This is a genomic window from Nitrosomonas oligotropha (assembly GCF_009833085.1).
GTDB classification, from domain to species: Bacteria; Pseudomonadota; Gammaproteobacteria; order Burkholderiales; family Nitrosomonadaceae; genus Nitrosomonas; species Nitrosomonas oligotropha.
This window is the reverse complement of record NZ_QRBZ01000008.1, coordinates 17518-40854: the sequence shown is the minus strand read 5'-3', so window position 1 is coordinate 40854 and position 23337 is coordinate 17518. Positions and strand designations below refer to the sequence as shown.

The 23337-nt window shown below is 50.6% G+C and carries 29 protein-coding genes; 17 read left to right on the top strand and 12 right to left on the bottom strand.

The features are described from left to right. Nucleotides 1-43: 43 nt before the first annotated feature. On the top strand, nucleotides 44-565 hold the full coding sequence (locus tag ABD07_RS03110) for a GlcG/HbpS family heme-binding protein (protein WP_160817069.1): 522 nt from the start codon (nucleotides 44-46) through the stop codon (nucleotides 563-565). Nucleotides 566-572: 7 nt separating this feature from the next. On the opposite strand, the gene holB is transcribed toward ABD07_RS03110, so the two are convergent. Together holB and tmk are read right to left on the bottom strand one after the other, a co-directional pair. Continuing rightward, nucleotides 573-1613 (bottom strand): DNA polymerase III subunit delta', encoded by a 1041-nt coding sequence (gene holB, locus ABD07_RS03105; protein WP_160817068.1) that lies wholly within the window; start codon nucleotides 1611-1613, stop codon nucleotides 573-575. Then, the gene (gene tmk / locus ABD07_RS03100; protein ID WP_160817067.1) at nucleotides 1606-2232 is read right to left on the bottom strand and encodes a dTMP kinase; all 627 of its coding nucleotides are present in this window, start codon (nucleotides 2230-2232) and stop codon (nucleotides 1606-1608) included. Before tmk ends, holB begins: the two co-directional genes overlap by 8 nt. 74 nt (nucleotides 2233-2306) lie before the next feature. Here tmk and ampD point away from each other — a divergent pair, with 74 nt between their 5' ends. The 3 genes from ampD (at nucleotide 2307) to ABD07_RS03085 (ending at nucleotide 3695) form a co-directional block, all read left to right on the top strand. Next, entirely contained in the window at nucleotides 2307-2897 is a 591-nt protein-coding gene (gene ampD / locus ABD07_RS03095; protein ID WP_160817066.1) for a 1,6-anhydro-N-acetylmuramyl-L-alanine amidase AmpD, read from the top strand. Between the two features lie 260 nt (nucleotides 2898-3157). Then, nucleotides 3158-3427: a BrnT family toxin gene (locus ABD07_RS03090; RefSeq protein WP_160817065.1), complete on the top strand. Its 270-nt coding sequence runs from the start codon at nucleotides 3158-3160 to the stop codon at nucleotides 3425-3427. Then, nucleotides 3411-3695 carry a BrnA antitoxin family protein gene (locus ABD07_RS03085; RefSeq protein ID WP_160817064.1) on the top strand — a complete coding sequence of 95 codons (285 nt, stop codon included), beginning with the start codon at nucleotides 3411-3413 and terminating at the stop codon, nucleotides 3693-3695. The genes ABD07_RS03090 and ABD07_RS03085 overlap by 17 nt, the downstream gene beginning before the upstream one ends. A gap of 52 nt (nucleotides 3696-3747) precedes the next feature. Here ABD07_RS03085 and ABD07_RS03080 read toward each other — a convergent pair whose 3' ends face one another. From ABD07_RS03080 to ABD07_RS03070, 3 genes are all read right to left on the bottom strand, one after another. Then, nucleotides 3748-4119: a helix-turn-helix domain-containing protein gene (locus ABD07_RS03080; RefSeq protein ID WP_160817063.1), complete on the bottom strand. Its 372-nt coding sequence runs from the start codon at nucleotides 4117-4119 to the stop codon at nucleotides 3748-3750. A 16-nt stretch (nucleotides 4120-4135) separates the two neighbouring features. After that, nucleotides 4136-4324, bottom strand: a complete 189-nt coding sequence (locus tag ABD07_RS03075) for a type II toxin-antitoxin system HigB family toxin (RefSeq protein ID WP_240142391.1) — start codon at nucleotides 4322-4324, stop codon at nucleotides 4136-4138. 146 nt (nucleotides 4325-4470) lie between these two features. Continuing rightward, nucleotides 4471-5841, bottom strand: a complete 1371-nt coding sequence (locus tag ABD07_RS03070; protein WP_160817062.1) for an SLC13 family permease — start codon at nucleotides 5839-5841, stop codon at nucleotides 4471-4473. Nucleotides 5842-5949: 108 nt separating this feature from the next. On the opposite strand from ABD07_RS03070, the gene ABD07_RS15315 reads away from it, so the two are divergent. Next, nucleotides 5950-6054, top strand: a complete 105-nt coding sequence (locus tag ABD07_RS15315) for a BrnA antitoxin family protein (protein ID WP_160817061.1) — start codon at nucleotides 5950-5952, stop codon at nucleotides 6052-6054. Between the two features lie 82 nt (nucleotides 6055-6136). On the opposite strand, the gene ABD07_RS03060 is transcribed toward ABD07_RS15315, so the two are convergent. The 4 genes from ABD07_RS03060 to queG all read right to left on the bottom strand — a co-directional run bounded on the left by ABD07_RS03060 (nucleotide 6137) and on the right by queG (nucleotide 10455). Then, on the bottom strand, nucleotides 6137-6952 hold the full coding sequence (locus ABD07_RS03060) for a putative phage abortive infection protein (protein WP_160817060.1): 816 nt from the start codon (nucleotides 6950-6952) through the stop codon (nucleotides 6137-6139). Between the two features lie 97 nt (nucleotides 6953-7049). Further along, the gene (locus tag ABD07_RS03055; RefSeq protein WP_160817059.1) at nucleotides 7050-7958 is read right to left on the bottom strand and encodes a D-hexose-6-phosphate mutarotase; all 909 of its coding nucleotides are present in this window, start codon (nucleotides 7956-7958) and stop codon (nucleotides 7050-7052) included. A gap of 177 nt (nucleotides 7959-8135) precedes the next feature. Continuing rightward, nucleotides 8136-9347, bottom strand: coding sequence for a formate-dependent phosphoribosylglycinamide formyltransferase (purT, locus tag ABD07_RS03050; protein ID WP_160817058.1), 1212 nt, complete (start codon nucleotides 9345-9347; stop codon nucleotides 8136-8138). Further along, nucleotides 9340-10455 carry a tRNA epoxyqueuosine(34) reductase QueG gene (gene queG, locus ABD07_RS03045; protein ID WP_160817057.1) on the bottom strand — a complete coding sequence of 372 codons (1116 nt, stop codon included), beginning with the start codon at nucleotides 10453-10455 and terminating at the stop codon, nucleotides 9340-9342. Before queG ends, purT begins: the two co-directional genes overlap by 8 nt. Here queG and tsaE point away from each other — a divergent pair. The 12 genes from tsaE (at nucleotide 10450) to cheZ (ending at nucleotide 21181) form a co-directional block, all read left to right on the top strand. Beyond that, complete coding sequence (gene tsaE / locus ABD07_RS03040; protein ID WP_160817056.1) at nucleotides 10450-10956, top strand: tRNA (adenosine(37)-N6)-threonylcarbamoyltransferase complex ATPase subunit type 1 TsaE; 507 nt, start codon at nucleotides 10450-10452, stop codon at nucleotides 10954-10956. The genes queG and tsaE overlap by 6 nt on opposite strands. Further along, entirely contained in the window at nucleotides 10920-12380 is a 1461-nt protein-coding gene (locus tag ABD07_RS03035) for an N-acetylmuramoyl-L-alanine amidase (protein ID WP_160817055.1), read from the top strand. The genes tsaE and ABD07_RS03035 overlap by 37 nt, the downstream gene beginning before the upstream one ends. A 228-nt stretch (nucleotides 12381-12608) precedes the next feature. Beyond that, nucleotides 12609-13721 (top strand): MlaE family ABC transporter permease, encoded by a 1113-nt coding sequence (locus ABD07_RS03030; protein WP_160817121.1) that lies wholly within the window; start codon nucleotides 12609-12611, stop codon nucleotides 13719-13721. Beyond that, nucleotides 13722-14534, top strand: coding sequence for an ABC transporter ATP-binding protein (locus ABD07_RS03025; protein ID WP_160817054.1), 813 nt, complete (start codon nucleotides 13722-13724; stop codon nucleotides 14532-14534). Beyond that, on the top strand, nucleotides 14507-15397 hold the full coding sequence (locus ABD07_RS03020) for an MlaD family protein (protein ID WP_160817053.1): 891 nt from the start codon (nucleotides 14507-14509) through the stop codon (nucleotides 15395-15397). Before ABD07_RS03025 ends, ABD07_RS03020 begins: the two co-directional genes overlap by 28 nt. A 4-nt stretch (nucleotides 15398-15401) precedes the next feature. Further along, the gene (locus ABD07_RS03015; protein ID WP_160817052.1) at nucleotides 15402-16025 is read left to right on the top strand and encodes an ABC-type transport auxiliary lipoprotein family protein; all 624 of its coding nucleotides are present in this window, start codon (nucleotides 15402-15404) and stop codon (nucleotides 16023-16025) included. A 92-nt stretch (nucleotides 16026-16117) separates the two neighbouring features. Next, nucleotides 16118-16246 (top strand): LPS translocon maturation chaperone LptM, encoded by a 129-nt coding sequence (lptM, locus tag ABD07_RS03010; protein ID WP_108698578.1) that lies wholly within the window; start codon nucleotides 16118-16120, stop codon nucleotides 16244-16246. After that, nucleotides 16243-17499, top strand: a complete 1257-nt coding sequence (gene lysA / locus ABD07_RS03005; protein WP_160817051.1) for a diaminopimelate decarboxylase — start codon at nucleotides 16243-16245, stop codon at nucleotides 17497-17499. Before lptM ends, lysA begins: the two co-directional genes overlap by 4 nt. Before the next feature lie 67 nt (nucleotides 17500-17566). Beyond that, complete coding sequence (locus tag ABD07_RS03000; protein ID WP_160817050.1) at nucleotides 17567-18625, top strand: phytoene/squalene synthase family protein; 1059 nt, start codon at nucleotides 17567-17569, stop codon at nucleotides 18623-18625. Between the two features lie 77 nt (nucleotides 18626-18702). Further along, nucleotides 18703-19692, top strand: a complete 990-nt coding sequence (gene hpnA / locus ABD07_RS02995; protein ID WP_160817049.1) for a hopanoid-associated sugar epimerase — start codon at nucleotides 18703-18705, stop codon at nucleotides 19690-19692. 289 nt (nucleotides 19693-19981) lie between these two features. Further along, nucleotides 19982-20389 carry a chemotaxis response regulator CheY gene (gene cheY, locus ABD07_RS02990; RefSeq protein ID WP_090318938.1) on the top strand — a complete coding sequence of 136 codons (408 nt, stop codon included), beginning with the start codon at nucleotides 19982-19984 and terminating at the stop codon, nucleotides 20387-20389. 33 nt (nucleotides 20390-20422) lie between these two features. Further along, nucleotides 20423-21181 carry a protein phosphatase CheZ gene (gene cheZ / locus ABD07_RS02985; protein WP_160817048.1) on the top strand — a complete coding sequence of 253 codons (759 nt, stop codon included), beginning with the start codon at nucleotides 20423-20425 and terminating at the stop codon, nucleotides 21179-21181. Between the two features lie 143 nt (nucleotides 21182-21324). On the opposite strand, the gene dnaQ is transcribed toward cheZ, so the two are convergent. From dnaQ to ABD07_RS02970, 3 genes are read right to left on the bottom strand one after another with little or no spacing between them, the layout of a single operon-like run. Then, nucleotides 21325-22062 (bottom strand): DNA polymerase III subunit epsilon, encoded by a 738-nt coding sequence (dnaQ, locus tag ABD07_RS02980; RefSeq protein WP_160817047.1) that lies wholly within the window; start codon nucleotides 22060-22062, stop codon nucleotides 21325-21327. Nucleotides 22063-22077: 15 nt separating this feature from the next. Continuing rightward, nucleotides 22078-22542: a ribonuclease HI gene (gene rnhA / locus ABD07_RS02975; protein ID WP_160817046.1), complete on the bottom strand. Its 465-nt coding sequence runs from the start codon at nucleotides 22540-22542 to the stop codon at nucleotides 22078-22080. Next, nucleotides 22542-23312, bottom strand: a complete 771-nt coding sequence (locus ABD07_RS02970) for a class I SAM-dependent methyltransferase (RefSeq protein WP_164502740.1) — start codon at nucleotides 23310-23312, stop codon at nucleotides 22542-22544. Before ABD07_RS02970 ends, rnhA begins: the two co-directional genes overlap by 1 nt. Nucleotides 23313-23337: the final 25 nt, after the last annotated feature.

Sequence of the window (23337 nt, the reverse complement as noted above, 5' to 3'; positions counted from 1 at the left end):
GTGTCTCAATATATCCCTAATAATTGACCCAAAGGACTTGATCATGACCAACACACTTAAACAAGTTGCAGTCAGTGTTTCAGCGCTATCGCTGTGCTTATTATCCACCCTGTCTTTCGCGCAGGATTTCCCCACGCAAAAGGTTTTACCGCTGGAATTATCAACCCAGGCGGCAATGGCGGCAATCAAAAAATGTCACGACGATGGCTTCAAAGTCAGCGTGGCGATTGTCGATCAATCCGGCTTGCTCAAGGTGCAACTGAAAGCCGACGGCGCTGGGCCGCACACGTTGGATAGCAGCCGCCGCAAGGCCTACACCGCCAACAGTCTGCGCGATTCGACGCACAAATACGCCGTGCTGGTCGCGCAAAAACCGGAATTGCAAAGTTTGACGCGCTTGAACGAGAACATTCTGTTACTGGGCGGCGGCTTCCCGATCAAGATCGGCGGTGAAGTGGTTGGCGGCATCGGCGTCGGCGGCGCGCCGGGCATTGAGTTCGATGAAGTCTGCGCCAGTGCGGCGCTGAAAGTGCTGAAAGCCGATGAAACGTATGAAAAGAAATAAGCTGTGATTATTTCCGCGTCATCAGGGCGGCATAAGCGATGAACATCTCTTCCAGAAACAAGCGCGGATTCAGCGGATGATGTGATAGCTGTTGCTTGGCATTAAGCCCCCGGGTGAAAGTCACACACCCGGGTAAATCCATGTATTGGCTGAGCGATTGGATCGCAGGTAACTGTTTCACGTAGTAGCGGATTTTTCCGCTAGTGCGATAACTGACCAAGTCATAACACCATTTTTGCAGCCAATTGACGACGACGGATAGCTGGGTTTGTTGCAAAGCTTCCGCCAGTGACAGCGGATCCAACCGGCTGGGGTGACCGATTTGCTCGATGAATTGTCCGTATTGTGCGGCATTCTCTCCCTTAGCCAGCAGCAGCGCAGTCAACGGAGAAAAACCGGCGGCGGCCAGACTGGCCTCAGGATCGCTGACTTCCTGCTGCTTTAACCACGCCAGCGCTGCCGCCGCATCCGGTAGTGGCATCGCGATTTGCTGGCAGCGGCTGCGGATGGTCGGCAGCAAGCGCTGCGCTTGATGTGTCACCAGCAGAAACAATACCTGCTCCGGCGGTTCTTCGAGTTTTTTCAATAGTGCGTTGGCTGCCGCGCTATTCATGGTTTCCGCAGGATAAATCAAGATGATTTTGAGACCATTTTGATGCCCACTCATGTAAACAAAGTCGGTCAGTTTGCGGATTTGCTCGACGCCGATTTGCTGGCTGGCGCTTTTTTTCGGTGTAGCGCCGCCGGATTTTTCTTCACCGTCCTCTTTCTCAGCACTGCTATCGGAATTGGCGAGCAACGCTTCCGGCATGACCTGATAAAAATTGGGATGGCTAGCCTGCTCAAACCAGCCGCAACTCAAGCATGTTCCACACGCTTTTTGTTCTGCGGCAGGTGCCGCACAGAGCAATGACTTCGCCAGTTGGCGCGCAAATTCGTATTTACCGGTGCCCTTTTTACCCTTGAGCAGCAGCGCGTGCCCCTGGAATTGACGGCTGTGCATCAATTTCTGCCAGATATCGTGTTGCCAGATAAAAATATCAGCCATGATTCAACAAAGGTTGCAATGTCTGTTCAACTGCCGCTTTGACTTCCGCTAAGGATTGGCTGCTGTCGATGATTTTAATGCGGCCGGGAAACTGCCGCGCCCGGTCGAGATAAGCTGCCCGCACCTTCTGAAAAAAACCGGCCTGTTCTTTTTCAAACCGGTCGACATCCTTGATTTGACTGACACGCTGCTGCCCGACTTCCACCGGCACATCGAAATACAACGTCAAATCCGGTTGCAAAACACCCTGCACCCAGTGTTCGAGAACTTCCAGTTTAGCGGTATCCAGTCCCCGCCCTCCGCCTTGATAGGCAAAACTGGCATCGGTAAAGCGATCCGATATGACCCACTGGCCTTGCGCTAACGCGGGCAGAATCACTTTATCCAAGTGCTCGCGCCGCGCGGCAAACATCAACAGCGCTTCGGTTTCCGGGTGCATCGTCATGGATTTATCCAGCAACAACGCGCGCAGCTGCTCACCCAAAGCGGTTCCACCCGGTTCGCGCGTCAGCACGGTATGCAATCCCGCACGCTGCAACAGTTCGACAATCCAGGTCAGCTGCGTCGATTTGCCCGCGCCGTCGATACCTTCCAGGGTAATGAATTTGCCTTGTGTCATACGATTCCGGTTTTCAAGTTTTATGAAGGTACGCTACCATGCGCGATCAGTTAATTATCCGCTCATTTTAACGCATGCCAATCGATGCCGCAGGTCTTCTGGATTCCGCCCAATTTATCGCCTCGCCCAATTGCGACGAACGCCCGGCAGGCACAGAAATCAGCTTATTGGTGATCCACAATATCAGCCTGCCGCCGGATGAGTTCGGCGGCAATGGTGTGATCGAATTATTCACCAACCACGTCGACCCGCAAGCGCATCCTTATTATCAGACGTTACAGGAATTGAAAGTCTCGGCGCATTTCTTCATCCGCCGCGATGGCGCGATCATTCAGTTCGTACCTTGTATGAAACGCGCCTGGCATGCCGGTGTTTCACAATGGCAGGACCGGGAACGGTGCAACGATTTCTCCATCGGTATCGAGCTGGAAGGCAGCGACACCACACCGTTTACCGACGCGCAGTATACCGTTTTGGCTGCTCTGACACAGTGCTTGTGCGATCGCTACCCGATCAAAGATATCGCCGGACACTCCGGCATCGCCCCCAGCCGCAAAACCGATCCGGGACCTTGTTTCGATTGGCGGCGCTACGCCGCCGATGTAAATCGCGGCGATTTATTCCATGCAGCCGGGCATGCCTCAATCGGACATGAAAGACCGTAGCACTGCCAAGCTTGGATCAACAGCCACATAGTTCACCATACAAAAGAAATTCTGGGAAAGTTGACTAAGATTCCAGTTTGATGTTTCGGTCATTGGGTGACTATCCTATCAAGAAGAGATCCCTTGCGTTGTTATGTTGGAGCTTCTGTTGCCACTCCAACCGCGCTCATCTTCATGAATAAGTAATATCAGAACGCAGTCCCTGCCCGTGCATACAAAAATAACTTGATCAAGATTATTTCTGTATGCACAATATATGCGTGAAAATCACATTCGATTCCGCCAAAGATGCTGTCAATATCGCCAAACATGGCGTATCAATGGCACTGGCTTCTGAACTTGATTGGGAATCCGCTCAATTGTGGCAGGATACGCGCATGGAATACGGTGAAGTACGCATCATCGCCCTCGCACTCATCGAAACACGCTTATTTTATGTGGTATTCACCGACCGCGGCGACTATCGCCGCATTATTAGCCTGCGCAAGGCAAATGCTAGAGAGGTTAAACGCTATGTATCTCAAGACTAAATCAGGCAAAAAAGTGTATCTACCGACCCCGGAAGAAGATGCTGCCATCACCGCAACTGCGATGTCCGATCCGGATGCTTTGCCGCTAACCGATGCCGAGTTTGCGAAATTGAAACGAGTAGGCCGACCGCGCGCGGCTGTAACCAAAGAGCGAATCACCATCCGCTTATCGCGCGAAGTAGTCGATGCGTTCCGTGCTACCGGCAGCGGTTGGCAAACGCGCATGGATGAAGCGCTCATGGAGTGGGTACGAGAGCATCGTTCATGACAGCCAGGCGAAACGAAAAACCGTTGTCAAGACACGCCCCCAGCTTCCCCGGCTAGATATTGGTCTGAGTGCGCGGTTTAATCAGCGATTCGGCAGGAATGCCTAGTTCTTGGTGCAGCTTCCAGATCATTTTTAGCGTCAGGGAACGCTTGCGATTGAGTACCTCGTAGACACGATTGCTCTTCCCGATCATCGGTTCCAGGTTTTTGACCGTTAGCCCTTTTTGTTCCATTTCAAATTTAATGGCTTCGATAGGATCGGGCAGATCAAGCGGGAAGTGTTTGTGTTCATACGCTTCGATCAGCGTTACCAGTACATCCAGTTTTTCACCTTCGAGTGTGTCGGATCCGGCTGTCATCAATGCTTCGGCTTCTTTGAGCGCTGCGCGATAGTCGTTATCAGTTTTGATCTGTTTGATGTCCATGCGATTATTTCCTGCGTTAAATTGTTTGTGCATCGATTTGATCGTACTGCGCATGCGTACCGATAAAACGGATATACACGATGCCATAGGCATAGTTAATCCAAACCACCAGCCGGTATTTATTCCCGGCAAGATTGAATATGACCCTGCCGTCTTTCAAGATGCTGGCGCTTTTGAAGTCTGCCTTAACTTCAGCGGGCATCATTGACTGTATCTTTTGGCATTCAACTGCTACATTGACCTGGTCTAGCGAATCCAGATAGATCAGTTAAATCGCCCCCGGCCGCAAAACCGATCCGGGGCCTTATTTTGATTGGGAAAGATACGGTTGCGATCTGCGTCGGGACTTGATCAACCGACCAGCCAATAACACACCACCGTAATTACTGCGGCCCCAATAAAGTTAAGTACCAAGCCTTCCCGCGCCATGCTGGTCATCGGCACCAGACCGGTGCCGAACACGATGGCATTCGGCGGCGTGCCCACCGGCATCATGAAACCGTAGCTGGCGGCCATCGCAGCTGGTAGCATCAGCATCGCCGGATCGATACCCGCCGCAGCCGCCGCGGGTGCAAGGATCGGCATCAACAAAACGGTGATGGCCGTATTACTCGTTATTTCGGTGAGGAAAGTCACCGATAGCGCAACGAATGCAATGATGATCAGCGGATGCAAACCGGAAAGAATCGCCAGTTGCTCGCCGATCGCTTTCGACAATCCGGTCTCGACAAAAGCTTGTGCAATCGCAATCCCGCCCGCAAACAGAATCAGAATGCCCCACGGCACTTTGACCGCCGTATCCCAATCCAGCAACTTGCCGCCACGGCCGTTCGGAATCAGAAACATCACCACGACGGCAAGCAATGCCACGGTGGCATCGGTCGCGCCTTTCAAACCCAGCCAGACACTCCAGCCGCCGAACGGCTCATTGCGCGTAACCCACGCCAGTACGGTCAAACCGAAGATCAGCAGCATGCGCCATTCTTCCGCACGCCAAGGTCCCGCGAGCGGCATCGTCAATTCACCTGTATGCCGTAACTGCCGGGTCAGCCACAAACCGGCCAGCGGCACCATCAACACCACCACCGGCACACCCCAGCTCATCCACTGCGTAAAACTCACCGTGATCCCGGTAAAACTTTCATACTCGCGCATAAAAACCAGATTCGGCGGCGTGCCGATCGGCGAACCAAGACCACCGATGCTGCTGCCATACGCAATCGACAATAACAGCGGCAGCGCCAGCTTTTTATCGCTGCTCTGCGCGATCACAGCCAGTGCCAGCGGCAACATCATCAACGTGGTGGCCGTATTGGAAATCCACATACTGATGAATGCGCAGGCGCACAAAAACCCGAACACGATACGCCGGCTACTGTGCCCGCCGACTATCTTGATCAACCCCAGCGCCAGCCGGTGATGCGCGCCTGAGTGCGCCAGCGCGGCTGACAGCATAAAACCGCCCAGCATCAGCAACACCAAATCATCGCCGTACGCTCTCGCGATGTCCTCCTTGGTCAACACCCCCGTCAGCGGAAACACCGCCAACGGAATGATCGACGTCACCGGTATCGGAATCGGCTCGAAAATCCACCAGACGACGCACAAGGTTACGATTGCTCCGGCCCAGCAGGCTTTGGTGTCCCAGCCGGAGGCATTCATGCTCATAGCCAGAACTATGGCGAAGCAAGGACCGAGAATAAGTGACCAATACCGGATCATAGTTTCTTTGTAACTCCTTATATTTCCACTTGTACAGTTAACAATGGCAATTACTCACGGAGCCTTCCTGAGTAACAGGAGCAATACAGTAGAATTTTTTATTAAAGAATGAACACCATCCGCTTATTGCACAAAGTGGTTGATGCCTTCCGCGCTACCGGCAGCGGCTGGCAAACGAATGAAAAACATTTTCTAGGAAGCAAAAAGAAGTAGTTTATAGATAACAAGCATTTGGGCCTATTCTCAACACCGCAGGTTTGATGTTGGGCTTTCTTCGGCAACCCAGCCTACCGCGCTAAACAGAAGGATATTGCTCAATAGCATCTTTAAAATATGCAGAATTTTCAGGAATGATTTTATATTTCCTGATTATAGGAAGTTTTAATTCATTTGAATGAAGCAAATTGATGTGTATTAACGCAAGTTCATAAAATGATAATTGTGCTTGAAAGATATTTGCATAAAAATATTTTTCATCTTCCGATAACTCTGCGCCATCTATAAACTCTATGATATTAAATATTATTTTAAAATAATGTTCGATTGAGTTCTCATATTTTTCTTTGAATTTAAAATAGATAATCTTTCCATTTATTATTCCCCCTGATTGTTGAGCTTCTTCATATTTTATTTTGTTAAATTGAAGGAGTAAGGGGAAGAAACATTCTCTATTGCTAAATTTTTCTTTTTGAAAATTATTATTACTTGTTGTTACAGAAAGTCCTTGAATTATTTGATTGTATAATCCTACTAAGTGAAAGAAAGTTGCTTCAAAGTTTTGCTTTTGAATTAATTTATTTTGATTGTCGAGTGCTTCAGCTGATTTTTTAAGTTGCTCCGTTGAATGATTTAACTCCGCAGTTTGTAAGCGAATGCTGTGAAGTAGCGCTATTAATGCAAGAAAAGCTAAGATAGGACTGAGAATTCCCCCAATATATTCTCCAAATGCTGACCAGTGTGCGGGATCTCCTGAAAGTTTTTCATTGAATAAAATATTAAGATAAAAAGGAAAAAAATATGACAAGAACACCATGGCCGTAAAAATACCGGCAGACCAACGAATTGTATTGAGATATTTTGGTATATTCTCTTTGTTTTCAGATTTCTTCATTTAATATTTATTCTAATATTTCCGGTCGTTACGATCATCGAGAATAATTACACCTACACGCAAAACCAATGAATCACCGATATTAATGATTGATTAATTAACCTCGCATCACCCGATAATTCGCAACCAACCGGCATTCCCCACCTGGCACCACTTCCCGGACATCATCCGCCGCATTGGTCGTTTCCACACACAATAAGCGTTGATAGTCGTGGTCTTCCAAATCGGCCATATCCTTAGCGATTTTCTTCCACGGATTCCATACCACGGCGGTTTTACTGCCTTGTGAGGTGATTTGGATGCAGCGATTGAGGGCTGCGTCGTCGATGGTCAGGGTATTGCCGACGTTGAGATAAATGCGATCGACTTCGGCGTCGATGGTCACGTCACCCGTTTGATGTTTTGGCGTGTTGCCGCCGCCAGCTTTGTCGAGATAATCGCACCCAGCCAATCCCGATACTTTCGCACGGTTGATGTCGCCGACTTTGAAATACGTATGGAACGCTTGCGTAATGGTGAATTTTTCCTTGCCGGTGTTGCGCGTGATCAGCGACAGGTTTAACGAGTCGCCGATGACGATTTCCTGCCGCAGGCTGAACGCATGCGGCCAGATGGCTTGGGTTTCCGGCGTGTCGTCCAAACCAACGGTGACTTTGATGTCGCCATTGGCCAGCGCTTCGGTGGCGATCACATTCCAGCCGCGATTGCGCACGAAACCGTGTCCGGGGCGGCCTTTTCCTTCCGGATCGGCACCGAACCACGGCCAGCAAACCGGTGCGCCGCCTTTGATCGCTTTGCCGTCCTGGTAATACGCTTTCGCGCTCAAAAACATCACATCTTCCGGCTCACCGGCGGGCTGATACGACAGCACCTGACCGGCATGAACCGAGATCAGCGCTTTGGCTTTGGCGGTTTTCACCTGAATCATCGGTAGTCCGCCGTTACCGGCGATAAATTCCACTTGGCCTGCGATGCCGAATTGCGAATTGAGTTGTTCGATTGTCATGATATTTTCCTTTGTTATGTGGGCATCTCTAAAAATTCATATTTTGTTACAATACTTCGTTGATCACAAAAAATATTTCCTTACATATCAATCATATGCCGCGAAAATATTTTTTGCTCTCGCCTCGTCTTGTCTAAAACTCTGAATTTTTAGAGACGCCCACATGTTGATTAAAAATTAATCTTTGATCGGTGTCACCCGGCTGGCGGCAAGTTTAGCACGGCTGCGGGCTTCGCCGGTATCGGCGCCATTCGCCAGTGCCACCCCCATGCGGCGGCGTTTGAACGATTCGGGTTTGCCGAACAAGCGCAGATCGCTTTGCGGCACGCTGAGCGCTTCGGCAATCCCGGAAAATGCAATGCCTTTGGCTTCGAGTTGGCCGTAAATCACCGCGCTGGCGCCCGGCGCCAGCAGCGCCGTATCCACCGGCAATCCCAGAATCGCACGCGCGTGCAAATCGAATTCGCTTTGTTTCTGACTGCACATCGTCACCATGCCGGTGTCGTGCGGGCGCGGGCTGACTTCACTGAACCACACGTCGTCGCCTTTGACGAACAATTCCACGCCGAAAATACCCAGCCCACCTAAGTCATCGGTGATGATTTTGGCGATTTCACGCGCACGTTGCAATGCCACCGGTGACATCGCTTGCGGTTGCCAGCTTTCGACGTAATCGCCATGCACTTGCACATGTCCGATCGGTTCGCAGAAATGCGTTTGCACTTCACCATGAGTATCCAATGCGCGCACCGTCAGCTGCGTGATTTCATAATCAAAGTGGATCACGCCTTCGACGATCACCCGCCCCTGATCGACCCGGCTGCCGCTGGCGGCATAATGCCACGCCGCGTCCACCTCTCCGGCATGATCGATACGCGATTGCCCTTTTCCGGATGATGACATGACCGGTTTGACGATGCAGGGATAACCGATTTTGCCGTCGATCGCGGCGCGCAATTCATCCAAACTATTGGCAAAAGCATACGGCGATGTTGGCAAGCCGAGCGTTTCCGCCGCCAGGCAGCGGATGCCTTCGCGATTCATCGTCAGTTTCGCGGCGCGGGCCGTCGGAATTACCGTCGCGATACCGGCTTGCTCGATTTCGACCAGCATATCGGTCGCAATCGCTTCGATTTCCGGCACGATAATGTCGGGCCGCTCCTGTTCGATCAGCGCCCGCAATGCCCGCCCATCGGCCATATTGATCACATGCGCCCGGTGCGCCACCTGATGCCCCGGCGCATCGGCGTAACGATCCACCGCAATGGTTTCCACCCCCAGGCGCTGCAACGCGATAATGACTTCCTTGCCAAGTTCGCCGCTGCCCAGCAGCATGACTTTGGTCGCCGAGGGACTCAGCGGCGTGCCGATGATCGATCGTTTATTCATGGTTAGTTTCCTTCGTGGTTGTTCTCTTTTCGTTCTGTTGCTGCAACGCCCATTGCACATGCTCGCGCACTACATCCGAAGCATTATCCAACCGCGCTTGCAGCGCTTCGACAATCGCAGCGGAATACGGCGCGTTCCCCAATCCGACGGCGATATTGCGCAACCATTGCGCATAGCCGATGCGGCGGATTGCGCTGCCGGCCAGTTTAGCCTCGAAGGTTGCTTGATCCCAGCCGAATAATTCAATGAGCGACACATCGTCCATGCCATTGCGCACATGAAAGTCGTTTTCGTTGGTGATTTTGGCAAATTTATTCCACGGACATACCAATTGGCAATCGTCGCAGCCGTAAATGCGATTCCCAATCAGCGGGCGTAGCGCTTCCGGGATACTGTCTTTGAGTTCGATGGTGAGATAGGAAATACAGCGCCGCGCGTCGACCTGATACGGCGCGACTATCGCTTGCGTCGGGCAGACATCGATACAGCGGGTGCAACTGCCGCAATAATCGCCGGTTGGTTCGTCGGCAGGCAATGGCAAATCGAGATACATCTCGCCGAGGAAAAACATCGAACCGGCTTGCCGGTTCAACAATAATGTGTGCTTACCGCGCCACCCCAGACCGGATTTCTGCGCCCATGCCACCTCCATCACCGGCGCGCTGTCGGAAAATACCCGATACTGGAAAGCGCCGACTTCGCTGGTTATCCGGTCGGCCAATTTTTGCAGCCGGGCACGGATCACTTTATGGTAATCGCGCCCCAGCGCATAGCGCGAAATGAATGCCCGGTCACCGTCATGGATTACATCCCAGCTATTTTTGACCGCGGGCGGCGCATAGTTCATGCACACCGAAACGACACGGAGCGTGCCGGGCTCAAGCTCAGCGGGCCGGGTACGTTTGGTGCCATGTTTCGCCATATAATCCATGTCACCGTGGTATCCTTGCGCCAGCCATTGGAACAGACCGGATTCCACCGCCGTCATATCCGCCTGCGCATCGGCGATGCGGACATCGTGAAATCCGAGTTCCTTGCCCCAGGTTTTGATGGCAGCCGCCAAGGCGGTGTAATCCGGCAATTTATTGGTTGAGGTATTTTCTTGCATAACGCTCGTTCGACAGATACTGAATCAGCACAAGGTGTTACCTGCTTTCTTGCGGATGAAGCGGCAACGCTGGCATTCGGTAAAAAACTGGCTGCCTGCTTGCATTCCGGACTGGCCATTTATCTGAGCGGTAATCTGGGTGCAGGCAAAACAACCTTGACGCGCGGTATTCTACACGGCCTCGGATATCAGCATGTAGTCAAAAGTCCTACCTATAATTTAGTTGAAATCTACAAAATCTCTGCGTTATACTTGTATCACTTTGATTTTTATCGATTCAATGATTACCTCGAATGGGAAGAAGCAGGCTTCCGCGATTACTTTAATTCAGACGCAATTTGTTTGGTGGAATGGCCTGAAAAAGCGGGCGATTTATTGCCTGAAGCCGATTTGCAGCTCATCTTCAGCATTCTTGACAACGGCCGCAGGATTGAAATCCGGGCTGGCACAGAGGCAGGAAAACAATGTTTGATACATTGGCACAACCCAAAAAGCGAGTGATTGCGTATTCCAATAGCAACACCTATGCTGCCGTCAAAAATAACTTCCTGATATTTTTTATATTGGTCTTTTTCTGTTGCTGGATAGGCTCCAGTCAAACAGTGCTGGCTGCGGATACCAACGTTCAATCGGTTCGTGTCGGATTAACGCCGGATTACACGCGCATCACCCTGGAATCCAACCAACCGCTTGAATATGAATTAAGCATGCTGGAAAACCCTCACCGCGTGGTTATCGATTTAAGCAATACCAAACTTTCACAAGCGCTTTCGGCGCTCCCGCAAAAGGTCGATGCGATTGATCCTTTTGTGCAGAAAATCCGCGTCGGGCAGTATAAACCGCACGTCATCCGGCTGGTGTTCGATCTGAAAGCCAATGTCGTGCCGCGCACCTTTGTTATCGAACCGAAGGAAAATTTTGCGCATCGCTTGATTCTGGATATCCATCATCCGGACAAAACCGGCAAGGCGGAACTGAACGCGCGCGGCAGCACTGCGCCAAGCAAGGATTTTGAAGCGGATGTTTTGGATGAATTGGTTGCCACGCTGGTGCAAGGCGGCGCCAAACAGCCCCAAACCAGCCCACCCGCCCGGCTTGTCTGGCCACACGCGCCCAAGCCGCAGCTAAATCAAGCCAAGCAGAGCAATAATTCCCCCGCTTCGTCTCCCGCCGCGCAAAACCGCAAACCCAGCAAGGCTCCGCGCATCATTATCGTGGCCATCGATCCAGGCCATGGCGGCAAGGATCCCGGTGCGGTCGGCTATCAGGGCACCCACGAGAAAGATGTAACCTTGGCCATCGCGCGAAAACTGAAAGAACGGATCGACAAAGAGCCGAATATGCGCGCCGTTCTGACCCGCGACGGCGATTATTACATTTCACTGCCGCAGCGCCGCATTAACGCCCGGCGCGCCAATGCCGATTTGTTTGTGTCGATCCATGCCGATGCCAATCCCAAAGCGCATGCGCACGGTTCCTCGGTTTTCACGCTGTCCGAACATGGCGCCACCTCGACCACGGCAAGCTGGCTTGCCAATAAGGAAAATAGCGTCGACAGCGATTTGATGGGCGGCATCGACATCGCCTCGAAATCAAAAGACATCAAGGAGTTGCTGCTGGATCTGTCGCTGAATGCGACTATCAATGACAGCGTCAAACTCGCCGAATACGTTTTGAAACAGCTGGGCGGCATTAATCACTTGCACAAAAGAAATGTCGAACAAGCCGGTTTCGCCGTGCTGAAATCGCCCGACATTCCTTCCATCCTGGTGGAAACCGCTTTTCTCAGCAATCCCAAAGAAGAAGAAAAACTACGCAGCAAGGGTTATCAGGATAGAATGGCGGACGCGATGTTCCTGGGCATCAAGAAATACTTTTCGGATAACCCGGCGCTGGCGCGCGCCGCCGTTGCGCAAACCAAATAGCGCTATTGCGTTTCCGTTTTTCCTGCCGACCCGCAATCCGATCCAACTGTTTTGCTTTAACGCGTTACAATAACTGCTGTCAGCCGGTCAGATCAGCGTATCCTTAAAAAGGATATCCGGATTTTTAAAGAGTAAAAATTATCCCGATTGTTTATGACTATACTTGGCATTCCTATGAATGAACCCAAGCCAGAATTAATGCACACCAGCGATCCGCCTACTCATACGATGCAACAATGGTTTCAGCTTTGCACCAAAGCAGGTCTCGCGCATATCGTTTTAACCGGCAACTATACATTGACGGCGCTAGAGCCGATCCTCAAGTCGTTAATGGATGAGCTGAGCAAGCAAGCCAAGAATCGCGATCTGTACTGGGATCTGACCGGCATCCAGCAAATGGATATCGCTGGCACGACCCTGCTGTGGCGGGGGTGGAAAGCACAACGGCCGGATCATCTCCAGCTGCGCCCGGAACACGAAAAAATGTTTGCGCGTCTGGAACAGCTGCCAGCGATCAAGGCGGAAACCCCATACCGGGATTTGCTCTGGCCTTTAACCGCTTTGGGCGGATTGGCCTTGCTGTTATGGCAACATGCCATCGGTCTGGTCAGTTTGATTGGCCAATTGCTGCTCGATGTGATTTATTTGTTCCGCAATCCGGTTTATATCCCCTGGCGCGAAATCTCCGCCAATTTATACCGCACCGGGGCGCAGGCGCTCGGCATTACCGCGCTGGTCGGATTTCTGATCGGTATTGTCTTGAGCTATCTTTCTTCCAAACAATTGCAGTTATTCGGCGCGGATATCTTTATCATCAACATATTGGGAATCAGCATCATCCGTGAACTGGGCCCCATGCTGGCGGCGATTCTGGTTGCCGGCCGTTCCGGGTCGTCCATGACGGCGCAACTCGGTGTCATGCGCGTAACCCAGGAATTGGATGCCCTGACAGTGATGGGCATCTCGCATAGCCAGCGTCTGATATTACCCAAAGTGCTGGGACTCGGTATCGCGATGCCCTTGCTGGTGGTGTGGACCAGCGCAATCGCTTTACTTGGCGGTATAGTCGCCGCGGAATGGCAGCTAGGTTTGAATTCGCAATACTTTTTGTCAGCGCTGCCGGATGCTGTGCCGATTGCCAACTTATGGCTCGGACTCGGCAAAGGGGTCGTATGCGGCATGGTCATCGCACTCATCGCGTGTCATTTTGGTTTAAGGATCAAACCCAACACCGAAAGCCTGGGCGAAGGCACCACTTCTTCGGTGGTAACCGCAATTACCATGGTGATCATTATCGATGCCATTTTTGCCGTGTTGTTCTCGGACGTGGGGCTTACCTAGATGACGGCAAAACCGGAATGCATCATCGAGATTGAATCGCTCTATACCCGTTTCGGGAATCATATCGTGCATCGCGATATCAATTTATGCGTTTACCGCGGTGAAGTACTGACCCTGATCGGTGGATCGGGCAGCGGAAAAACCACGTTGTTACGCCAGATGCTGGGATTAGAAGAACCGTCGCAAGGCAGCGTCAAAGTTTTTGGCAGTGCTCGTTCAAATACTGACGCCCATCCGCACAGAAAAAATATCCGCAGCCGCTCGGGCGTGCTGTTTCAGCAAGGCGCATTATTCAGCGCGTTGACCGTATTCGATAATATTGCGCTGCCTTTGCGTGAATTGCACACCTTGAGCGAAGATATAATCCGTGATCTGGTGATGGTCAAACTGAATATGGTGGCGATCGGACCGGAGCACGCGAACAAAATGCCCGCCGCCTTGTCCGGCGGCATGATCAAACGCGTGGCGCTGGCAAGAGCGCTGGCATTGGACCCGGAAATACTGTTTCTGGACGAACCCACCGCCGGATTGGATCCCGAACTGAGTGAAAGTTTCGTAGAATTGGTGCTGTCATTGCGCAGCGAAATGGATCTGACGATTGTCATGGTAACGCATGACCTGGATACGTTGGTCGCGCTATCCGACCGGGTTGCCGTTCTGGCCGATCAGCAAGTCGTTGTCATCGGCGCCCTGGACGAGGTATATCGCTTTCCGCATCCTTTTATCAACAGCTTCTTCAAAAGCATACGACATAAAATTGAGCAACAAAACAACCCGGAGCAACCATGGAAAACCGTGCCCATGCCCTCGTAGCAGGTATCTTTGTCATTTTCCTGAGCATCGCCATCGCGTTAGTGACGGTGTGGTTTAGCGGCAGCAACATTCAGCGCATCGAATATCTCGTCGTCACCAAAGAATCGGTGAGCGGGCTTAACCCGCAATCGGCGGTGCATTATCGCGGCGTTAACATCGGCAGAGTTGAGAACATCGAATTTGATCCGGAGAATCCGCAACAAATTCTCGTGCATATTTCAGTGAACGAGAATGTCATACTCAAAAGCAGCACTTACGCGCAACTGGGTTATCAAGGCGTTACCGGGCTGGCATACATTCAACTGAACGATGATGGTATCGGTACCGATCAACTCGCCCATGACACGCGCATCCCGATGCGCCGCTCATTGCTCGACGAAGTGACCGGCTCCGGGCAGGACTTGCTCACCAATGTCAATCAGCTAGTGCTTAAAATGCACCATTTGCTGAACGATGAAAATCAAGATCATGTTTCCCAGATTCTGCAAAATATTCAAAAAGCCACGCGCAATTTTGATGGCATTGCAGGTCATTTACAGCCTGTGCTCACGTCGTTCACTGAACTGACAACCGAATCGGCGATGCTGGTTAAGCGTTTGGATCAGCTCCTGGGTGAAGTCAATATCACCGTTGCCAAAATCAATCAGAAAGATGGCATTTTTGACAGCTTGTCACAAAGCACGCAAGAACTGGCAATGACGATTCCCGAATTGCGCAATACCAGTAACAGCATTGCCCGCAGTTCGCATCATTTCGATAAGGTTTTGCATCAATTGGAAGAAAACCCGCAAAGTTTATTATTTGGCCGCCCTTCCCCCTTGCCGGGTCCTGGAGAAGCCGGTTTTGTACCCCCCAAGGAGTAAGCCAATGACCAGAATATTCTTGTTGCTCACGATCATCTGCCTGCTCCCGGGTTGTGCTGCTGTGCATAAATCGCAACCCGCGGCTGTGTACGATTTTGGCATACAGACGCCGCCGTCATCCGAACCATCGGCTCAGCCCGCTCAGCTACGGAAGAAAAGCCTGCTGGTTGCGGACACGACAGCGCCGGTATGGCTGGATAACAAGGCGATTCATTACCGCCTGCTCTATCACAACCCTTCACAATCACACACCTACGCCAAGAACCGCTGGATTGCCACGCCTGCCGCCCTGCTTACACAGCAGCTACGCAACCGTATCGCCGCCGGTACGCAGGAGCAAGTGATTAAAGACAACAGTATCGCAAGCGCCGATTATGTACTGCATACCGAGCTGGAAGAGTTCTCACAAGTGTTTGATACGGCTACGGATAGCCGCATTGTGGCCGGTTTGCGCGCCAGTTTGATCGAACGCAATACACGCAAGCTGCTGGCGCAAAAAGATTTCCGCGTCACGGCAAAAGCGCCATCGGCCGATGCGGCGGGAGCTGTGTCCGCTTTAAGCGCGGCAAGTAATCAGCTGCTGAACGAACTGGTTAATTGGCTGGCTACCGCATTACCGCACGATTAATCCCAACGCAACCGCCAAAATTAATCTCAAGTTGGATTAATTTATCATTCTCTTATGTTAGTATCCCGTCATTATTGTTCCAGAGATTTCACATGCGTTTAATTCTAGTCCTGTTGTGCTCCGCTTACTTGCTCAGCGCTTGTGGCCTGAAGGGACCGCTCTATCTTCCGAAGGTTGAGGAAGCCAGCGCCGCTCAACCTCATCAAGCAGAGAAAAAATGAGCGGTTTTCCTGAATTCGATTACCGTAACAACGAGCTTTTCGTAGAATCGGTTCCGCTCAAGCAGATTGCCCGGGAATTCGGCACGCCCTGTTATGTCTACTCGCGCGCCGCCTTGACCAAAGCCTATCAAGCATTCGATGCGGCGTTTGCGAACCGGGAACATCTGATTTGTTACGCGGTGAAAGCCAACTCGAACATCGCCATCCTCAATCTCTTCGCGCGACTCGGCAGTGGCTTCGATATCGTATCGGGCGGAGAATTGCAGCGCGTCATTAAAGCAGGCGGCGATCCGGGCAAAACGGTGTTTTCCGGCGTCGGAAAACACGTCGATGAAATGCGTATTGCATTGGATGCCAACATTCTCTGCTTCAATGTGGAATCCGAAGCCGAGTTAATCGTGCTGAATCAGATCGCCAAAGACATGGGCAAGATCGCGCGCGTCAGTCTGCGTGTCAACCCGGACGTGGATGCCAAGACGCATCCTTATATCTCAACCGGCCTTAAGGAAAATAAGTTTGGTGTTCCCGCCAGCGAGGCCGGGCGGATTTATCAATCGGCACAACAGTATCCGCATATCCGGTTTACCGGCTTGGATTGCCACATCGGTTCCCAGCTCACCGAGCTCGAACCATTCCAGCAAGCCAGCCATAAGATGCTCAATTTACTCGAAACCTTGCAATCGCAAGGTCTTTCCATTGAGCACCTGGATTTGGGCGGTGGCTTGGGCATCCGCTACACCGATGAAACACCCCCCAGCATCAAGGATTATGTTTCCACGCTGTGCGCCGGTACCCGGACCGTCAAACAACGCCTGCTAATCGAACCGGGCCGTTCACTGGTGGGTAATTCCGGCATTTTACTAACGCGAGTGGAGTACCTCAAACACACCTCGGCGCGCGATTTCGCCATTGTCGATGCCGCCATGAACGATCTGATGCGACCGGCATTGTACGACGCTTATCATGCGATTCTGCCTGTGCATCAAAATGCGGGTGAAGCTAGAAACTATCAGGTGGTCGGCCCTGTGTGCGAAACCGGCGATTTTCTCGGTCATGACCGTAAACTCAGCCTGAATGATGGCGATTTACTGGCTGTCATGTCCGCCGGCGCCTATGGCATGAGCATGAGCTCAAATTACAACACCCGGCCGCGCGCCGCCGAAATCATGGTCGATCAGGATCAAATCCATATCATCCGGCAACGTGAGACGGTCGATCAATTAATGGCTGCTGAGCGGGTACTGCCGCAATAAATAACAGGACATTTGGAGATACGCTCAATTGTAGTAACATGCCGTATCGCTTTATGATAAATCCGTAATGACAAGCCAACCCAGTATCGACGATGCGCAGTATCAAGACCATATCCTGCAAGGTGTTTCCCGCACTTTTGCGCTGACTATCCCGCAATTACCCGAATCGTTGCGCCGCGTGATCGGCAATGCGTATCTGCTTTGCCGTATTACCGATACGATTGAAGACGATAGTGCATTGACCAACGAGCAGACCCGAGAGTTATCCGACATGTTTGCCGAGGTCGTATGTGGAAACGCTTCAGCGGAAGAATTCGCGCACAAGCTCTACCCGCTGCTTTCCAATCATACTATTCCAGCGGAGCATGATTTAATCAAAAATACCCCGGCGGTCATTCGTGTTACCCACAGCTTTAACCCGGTACAACGCAGCGCGTTGGAGCGTTGCGTGCGGATCATGGCCAAGGGAATGGCGGATTATCAGGAGACGGAATCGCTGGAAGGGTTGAAAGATCTGCCGGCAATGAATGAATATTGTTACTACGTAGCCGGTGTGGTCGGTGAAATGCTAACCGAATTATTCTGCGATTATTCGGAAGAAATCAATCACCATAAACCCGCTTTGATGAAGCTTTCCGTATCGTTCGGCCAGGGATTGCAAATGACGAACATTCTCAAGGATATTTGGGATGACCGTAAGCGAGGCGCATGCTGGTTGCCGCAGGATATTTTTGTTAAAAACGGATTCGATCTGCGCAACTTGCAGCCTGGAATATCCGACGAAAGATTTCAAGCCGGGCTGGCGGAGCTATTAGCAGTCGCCAAAGGTCACTTACAAAATGCGCTGACCTATACCAGCTTGATCCCGCCAAAAGAAACAGGAATCCGCAAGTTCTGTTTATGGGCGATCGGCATGGCCATCCTGACCTTAAACAAGATCAATCAACACCGGGATTTTTCGGAAGGAGCCGAAGTTAAAATCAGCCGCCGCAGTGTCAAAGCCACCATTGTAACGACCAGTTTATTTGCCAGTCATGACTGGATCCTGGAATTACTGTTCAAGCTGACATCCCGGAACCTGCCGCTGGCCGGTTTGCACAATGAAGCGCTGCCGGAAATACGGTAAATGATCGCGACCATTCCCAGTTCCGGATATTTTTCACTGCCAGCCGGGCCGGAATACAGATTCGCCTTTAAAGAACCATGAGATCATTGGTAACAGGCGCAACAGGATTTCTTGGCTCCGCGGTGATGCGGTGCCTGCTTGCGGCCGGGCATGAGGTCCGTGTTTTAGCAAGGCCCGATAGCGACCGGAGAAATCTGAAAAATTTCGCCGTTGAAATTGCCGAAGGCGATTTGCGCGATCATGAATCGCTCAAACGCGCCATCCGGGGCTGCGACAATCTGTTTCATGTCGCCGCCGACTACCGGCTGTGGGTTCCGGATCCCAAGACCATGCATGAAATTAATGTGACCGGTACGCGTGCGCTGATTTTAGCTGCCCATGAGGGAGGCATTCAGCGCATGGTTTATACCAGCAGCGTGGCAACACTCGGGTTAAACGCGGATGGTTCACCCGCCACTGAGGAAACGCCCGCGGATTTTGCGGGTATCAAAGGTCACTATAAGCGTTCCAAATACCAAGCTGAAAAATTGGTACAACAACTCGTTGATGAATACCGTTTACCATTAATCATCGTCAATCCTTCCACGCCGATCGGCCCCAGAGACGTGCGCCCCACTCCGACCGGACGCATCGTGCTGGATACCTTGATGGGACGCATGCCGGCATACGTCAACACCGGTCTGAATGTTGCGCATGTCGACGACATCGCGCAGGGCCATTTACTGGCATTTCAGCATGGCAAACCGGGGGAACGCTATATTCTGGGCGGTGACAACATGTTGCTGCTGCAAATTCTGCAACTCATAGACGAAATTAACGGAACACGCAGAAAGCGCGTCAACATTCCCATCAATGTCATGCTCCCCATGGCGTGGTGTATGGAAAAAATAGCGCTCTTCACACGCTCGGAACCGCGCGCAACACTCGACAGCATTCACATGGCCAAGAAATTGATGTTTTTCTCCAGCGCGAAAGCTAAGCGGGAATTGGGCTATCAACACCGTCCCGCTGTTGAAGCACTCAGGGATGCGGTCAAATGGTTCAAAGAAAACGATTACTGCCGCTAGATTACGTCCGATCCGCTCACCCAAGCGCAACTTACTTCTTCTCACTCAATATCCTCATCAATCTCCCGTAATACAATCAACCCTGCACGTCTCAGCAGCCTCAAAACAAGCTTAGCGTTACATTCCGCATCACTCATAGGAATTTTTCAGATTTATTCTAAACTTTCATGCTTGACTGTCGTAAAAACAACGGCGAAGTGAAAATCATGCAGCAAGAGCTGATAGCTGGTTAAAAATCAAAGCAATTCTGGTAGTACATAAAATAATACTGTTATTTACGGAGAAAAGAATGCCTGACAAAAATTTAAAATTCTTAGTAGTGGATGATTTTTCTACCATGCGTAGAATCGTTCGCAATCTTTTAAAAGAACTAGGATTTGTCAATGTCGATGAGGCTGAAGATGGCGCGGTAGCTTTACGCAAGCTACAAGATGGCAATTTTGACTTTATTGTATCCGATTGGAACATGCCCAATATGGATGGGTTAACCATGCTTCAGAATGTACGCGCCAATGAAGCACTAAAAAATATCCCTGTACTCATGGTCACTGCTGAAGCCAAAAAAGAAAATATTGTTGCTGCAGCCCAAGCGGGAGCGAGCGGTTATATTGTGAAACCTTTCACTGCTGCCGTACTGGAAGAAAAACTGAATAAGATATTCCAGAACATGGAAGCAAAAATAGCTGTAAAAGCATAGAATTTCTTTTCATAACAAACCGATGAGTTCAAAATGAATACAAAAAGTCTTATGAAAGCTAAAACGGAAGATGCTTCTCAAGAAACAATCAGCGCCAAACCCAAGAAATCCATCAAATTAGCTGATACGCCACCGGTTGAAGCGGCTCAACATACGGAAGCCAGTGAATCAGTGACTACTAATAAGAAAGTTATTGATCAGATTGGACAATTAACCAGAAATTTACATGATAGTTTGCGTGAGCTGGGATACGACAAACGCCTTCAAGCCATTGCATCCGAAGTGCCAGAAGCACAAGACAAATTATCCTACATAGCGACCAAAACCGAGCAAGCGGCGGAACGGACACTGAATGCAACTGAAATTGCCATGCCCATTCAAGAGAAGATTTCCGCCGATGCTATGCATTTATCTGAACAATGGAAACAAGCGTTCGAAACTCACCAAACCAACCCAGATACGGAAAAATTTAAACTGTTGCTCATTGATACGCTGCAATACCTTGATAAAATTCCGGAACAAACCAGCGCCACCAATACGCAACTGATGGAAATCATGATGGCGCAAGATTTCCAGGATCTTACCGGTCAAGTGATCAAGAAAGTCACGAACATGGTGCAAAGTTTGGAGAAGGATCTGATCGATCTGCTACTTGCAAACGTTCCAGCCAAGAAAAATATTGTTGCTGATGAAGGGCTCCTGAACGGTCCCGTCACAAATCCGGAAAAACGCAATGATGTGGTGTGCAATCAAGATCAGGTTGATGATTTACTCGCCAGTCTTGGATTCTAGTTGCGGCTCGCCTCATCATTCACTGCAATTCTCACCCTCTTTAACGCCACCCATTTCACTAGAGTTTTGCCCGGCATCACCGGCAAAACTCTACTGTTTTCCGATAGCACGTTTTGACAAAAACCCGCAGGTAACTATCAAATTCAGTGCCTTGTTCCGCTTGATTCCGTACCACTGGCACTCACACTCTCGAGCTTTCTCCACAGGCATTTATTGTTGCTCTCGTGTGCGATTTTTTCCAGCACCATCGCATGTTGTGCCAATTCATCAGCCGTTGCTTCGATAATTTTCAAATTCAAACTATCCAGATTCTCAACAGCGAGCTGAACGGTCTCGGTATATTCCAAATCGATCAGTAAACTTTCCTGGCCGCGCGTCATGGCCAGATAAACTTCGGCCAATAGTTCCGCATCCAATAATGCCCCGTGCAGCGTGCGCTTTGAATTATCAATGCTATAGCGCTCGCATAGCGCATCGAGGTTATTACGTTTACCCGGATGGAACTCCTTCGCGAGCTTCAAAGTATCCGTTATCGCAGCACAATACTTGTCCAGTGTTTTTAAATTGATCAAACTCAATTCATGATTGAGAAATCCGACATCGAACGGTGCGTTATGGATAATCAGTTCGGCGTCGTTGATAAAATTCAGGAACTCCTTGGAAATATCATGGAATCTCGGCTTATCCTGAAGGAACTCCGTTGTTAATCCATGCACTTGCAACGCTCCCTCATCACTTTCACGATCCGGATTTAGATAATAGTGAAAGTGGTTACCCGTGAGTTGCCGGTTCCATAACTCCACCGCCGCTATTTCAACAAGACGATGACCGAGCTTATGCTCCAGTCCGGTCGTTTCAGTATCGAGTACAATTTGGCGCATATCATATCCTTGAATTTATTGCACTTCTCCGGAAGTTATCATTTCCACACCACGATTCGCCAATTGATCAGCGCGCTCATTATCCGTATGTCCCGAATGCCCCCGCACCCAACACCATTCAATCTCATGCTGTTGCGCCAACTCGTCCAGCAGTCTCCATAAATCTTCATTCTTTACGGGCTTTTTGTTCGCGGTTCGCCAATTGCGTGCTTTCCAAGCATCGAGCCATTCGCTGATGCCTTTCTGAACGTATTGCGAATCGGTATGCAGATGCACTTTGCAAGGACGCTTGAGCGATTCCAAAGCGCGTATGGCCGCGAGTAATTCCATGCGATTGTTGGTGGTTAATTGCTCTCCGCCGAAAATCTCACGCTCATGACCGGCATAGCGCAGCAAAGCGCCCCATCCCCCAACGCCGGGGTTTCCTTTGCAAGCACCATCCGTATAGATCTCAACCACTTTAGCATCCGCTGTACCCATTATCTGCGGGGCTCGTCAGTCTGATTCAGCTTTTCCGCTGACTTCTCCTCAAGCGAAGCTTCGTTGACTCTTTGCGCGACCGGCACCATTTTTTTCCGGGCATCGAGACAATTCTTCCAATCCGGTTTGATAATCCGCATACCGTGCATGTGCTTAATTGCGTGTAAAAAATACGCGCCCCCGGAAATCGGCCACCAGCGATCCCCTGCCGCTTCCATAAAACTGAGCCGCTGGCGCCATTTTTCTTGCTTAAAAGGCGGTGTATAGCAGCATAACCGGCCGCCAGCCATTTCAAAATCCAATAATTTCAACCAATCTTTCAGCCGTGATAACGCGATAAACTGACCATTCCAGGGAAATTCCCGCCGGGTCGACCGCAAGTAATGGCACATCCCCCATAAACTGAACGGATTAAAACCGGATATCACGACATGACCTTCCGGTATCAAAACTCGATGCACTTCGCGTAAAATCTGATGCGGATTGGCGTTAAACTCAAGCGCATGTGGCAGAATGACAAGATCCACGCTGTTGCTCTGAATCGGCAGAAAACCCGGCGCAGCGCGTAAGGATGCTCCAGTCTCGAGCCCCACGGAAAAATGAAAAGGCATTCTATTCAAACGCAGAAAATTAAATTGCGGCCAACCGATTTGCACGGCATTGTAGCCAAAAATATTCGCCACAACCTGATCAAAGTAGCACTGCTCATGCTCAATCAGATATTGACCCAGCGAGGTTTCGAACCACTGTTGAACATTTTGTGCAGTCATGATCAATAATTCTGCTTAAATTTAT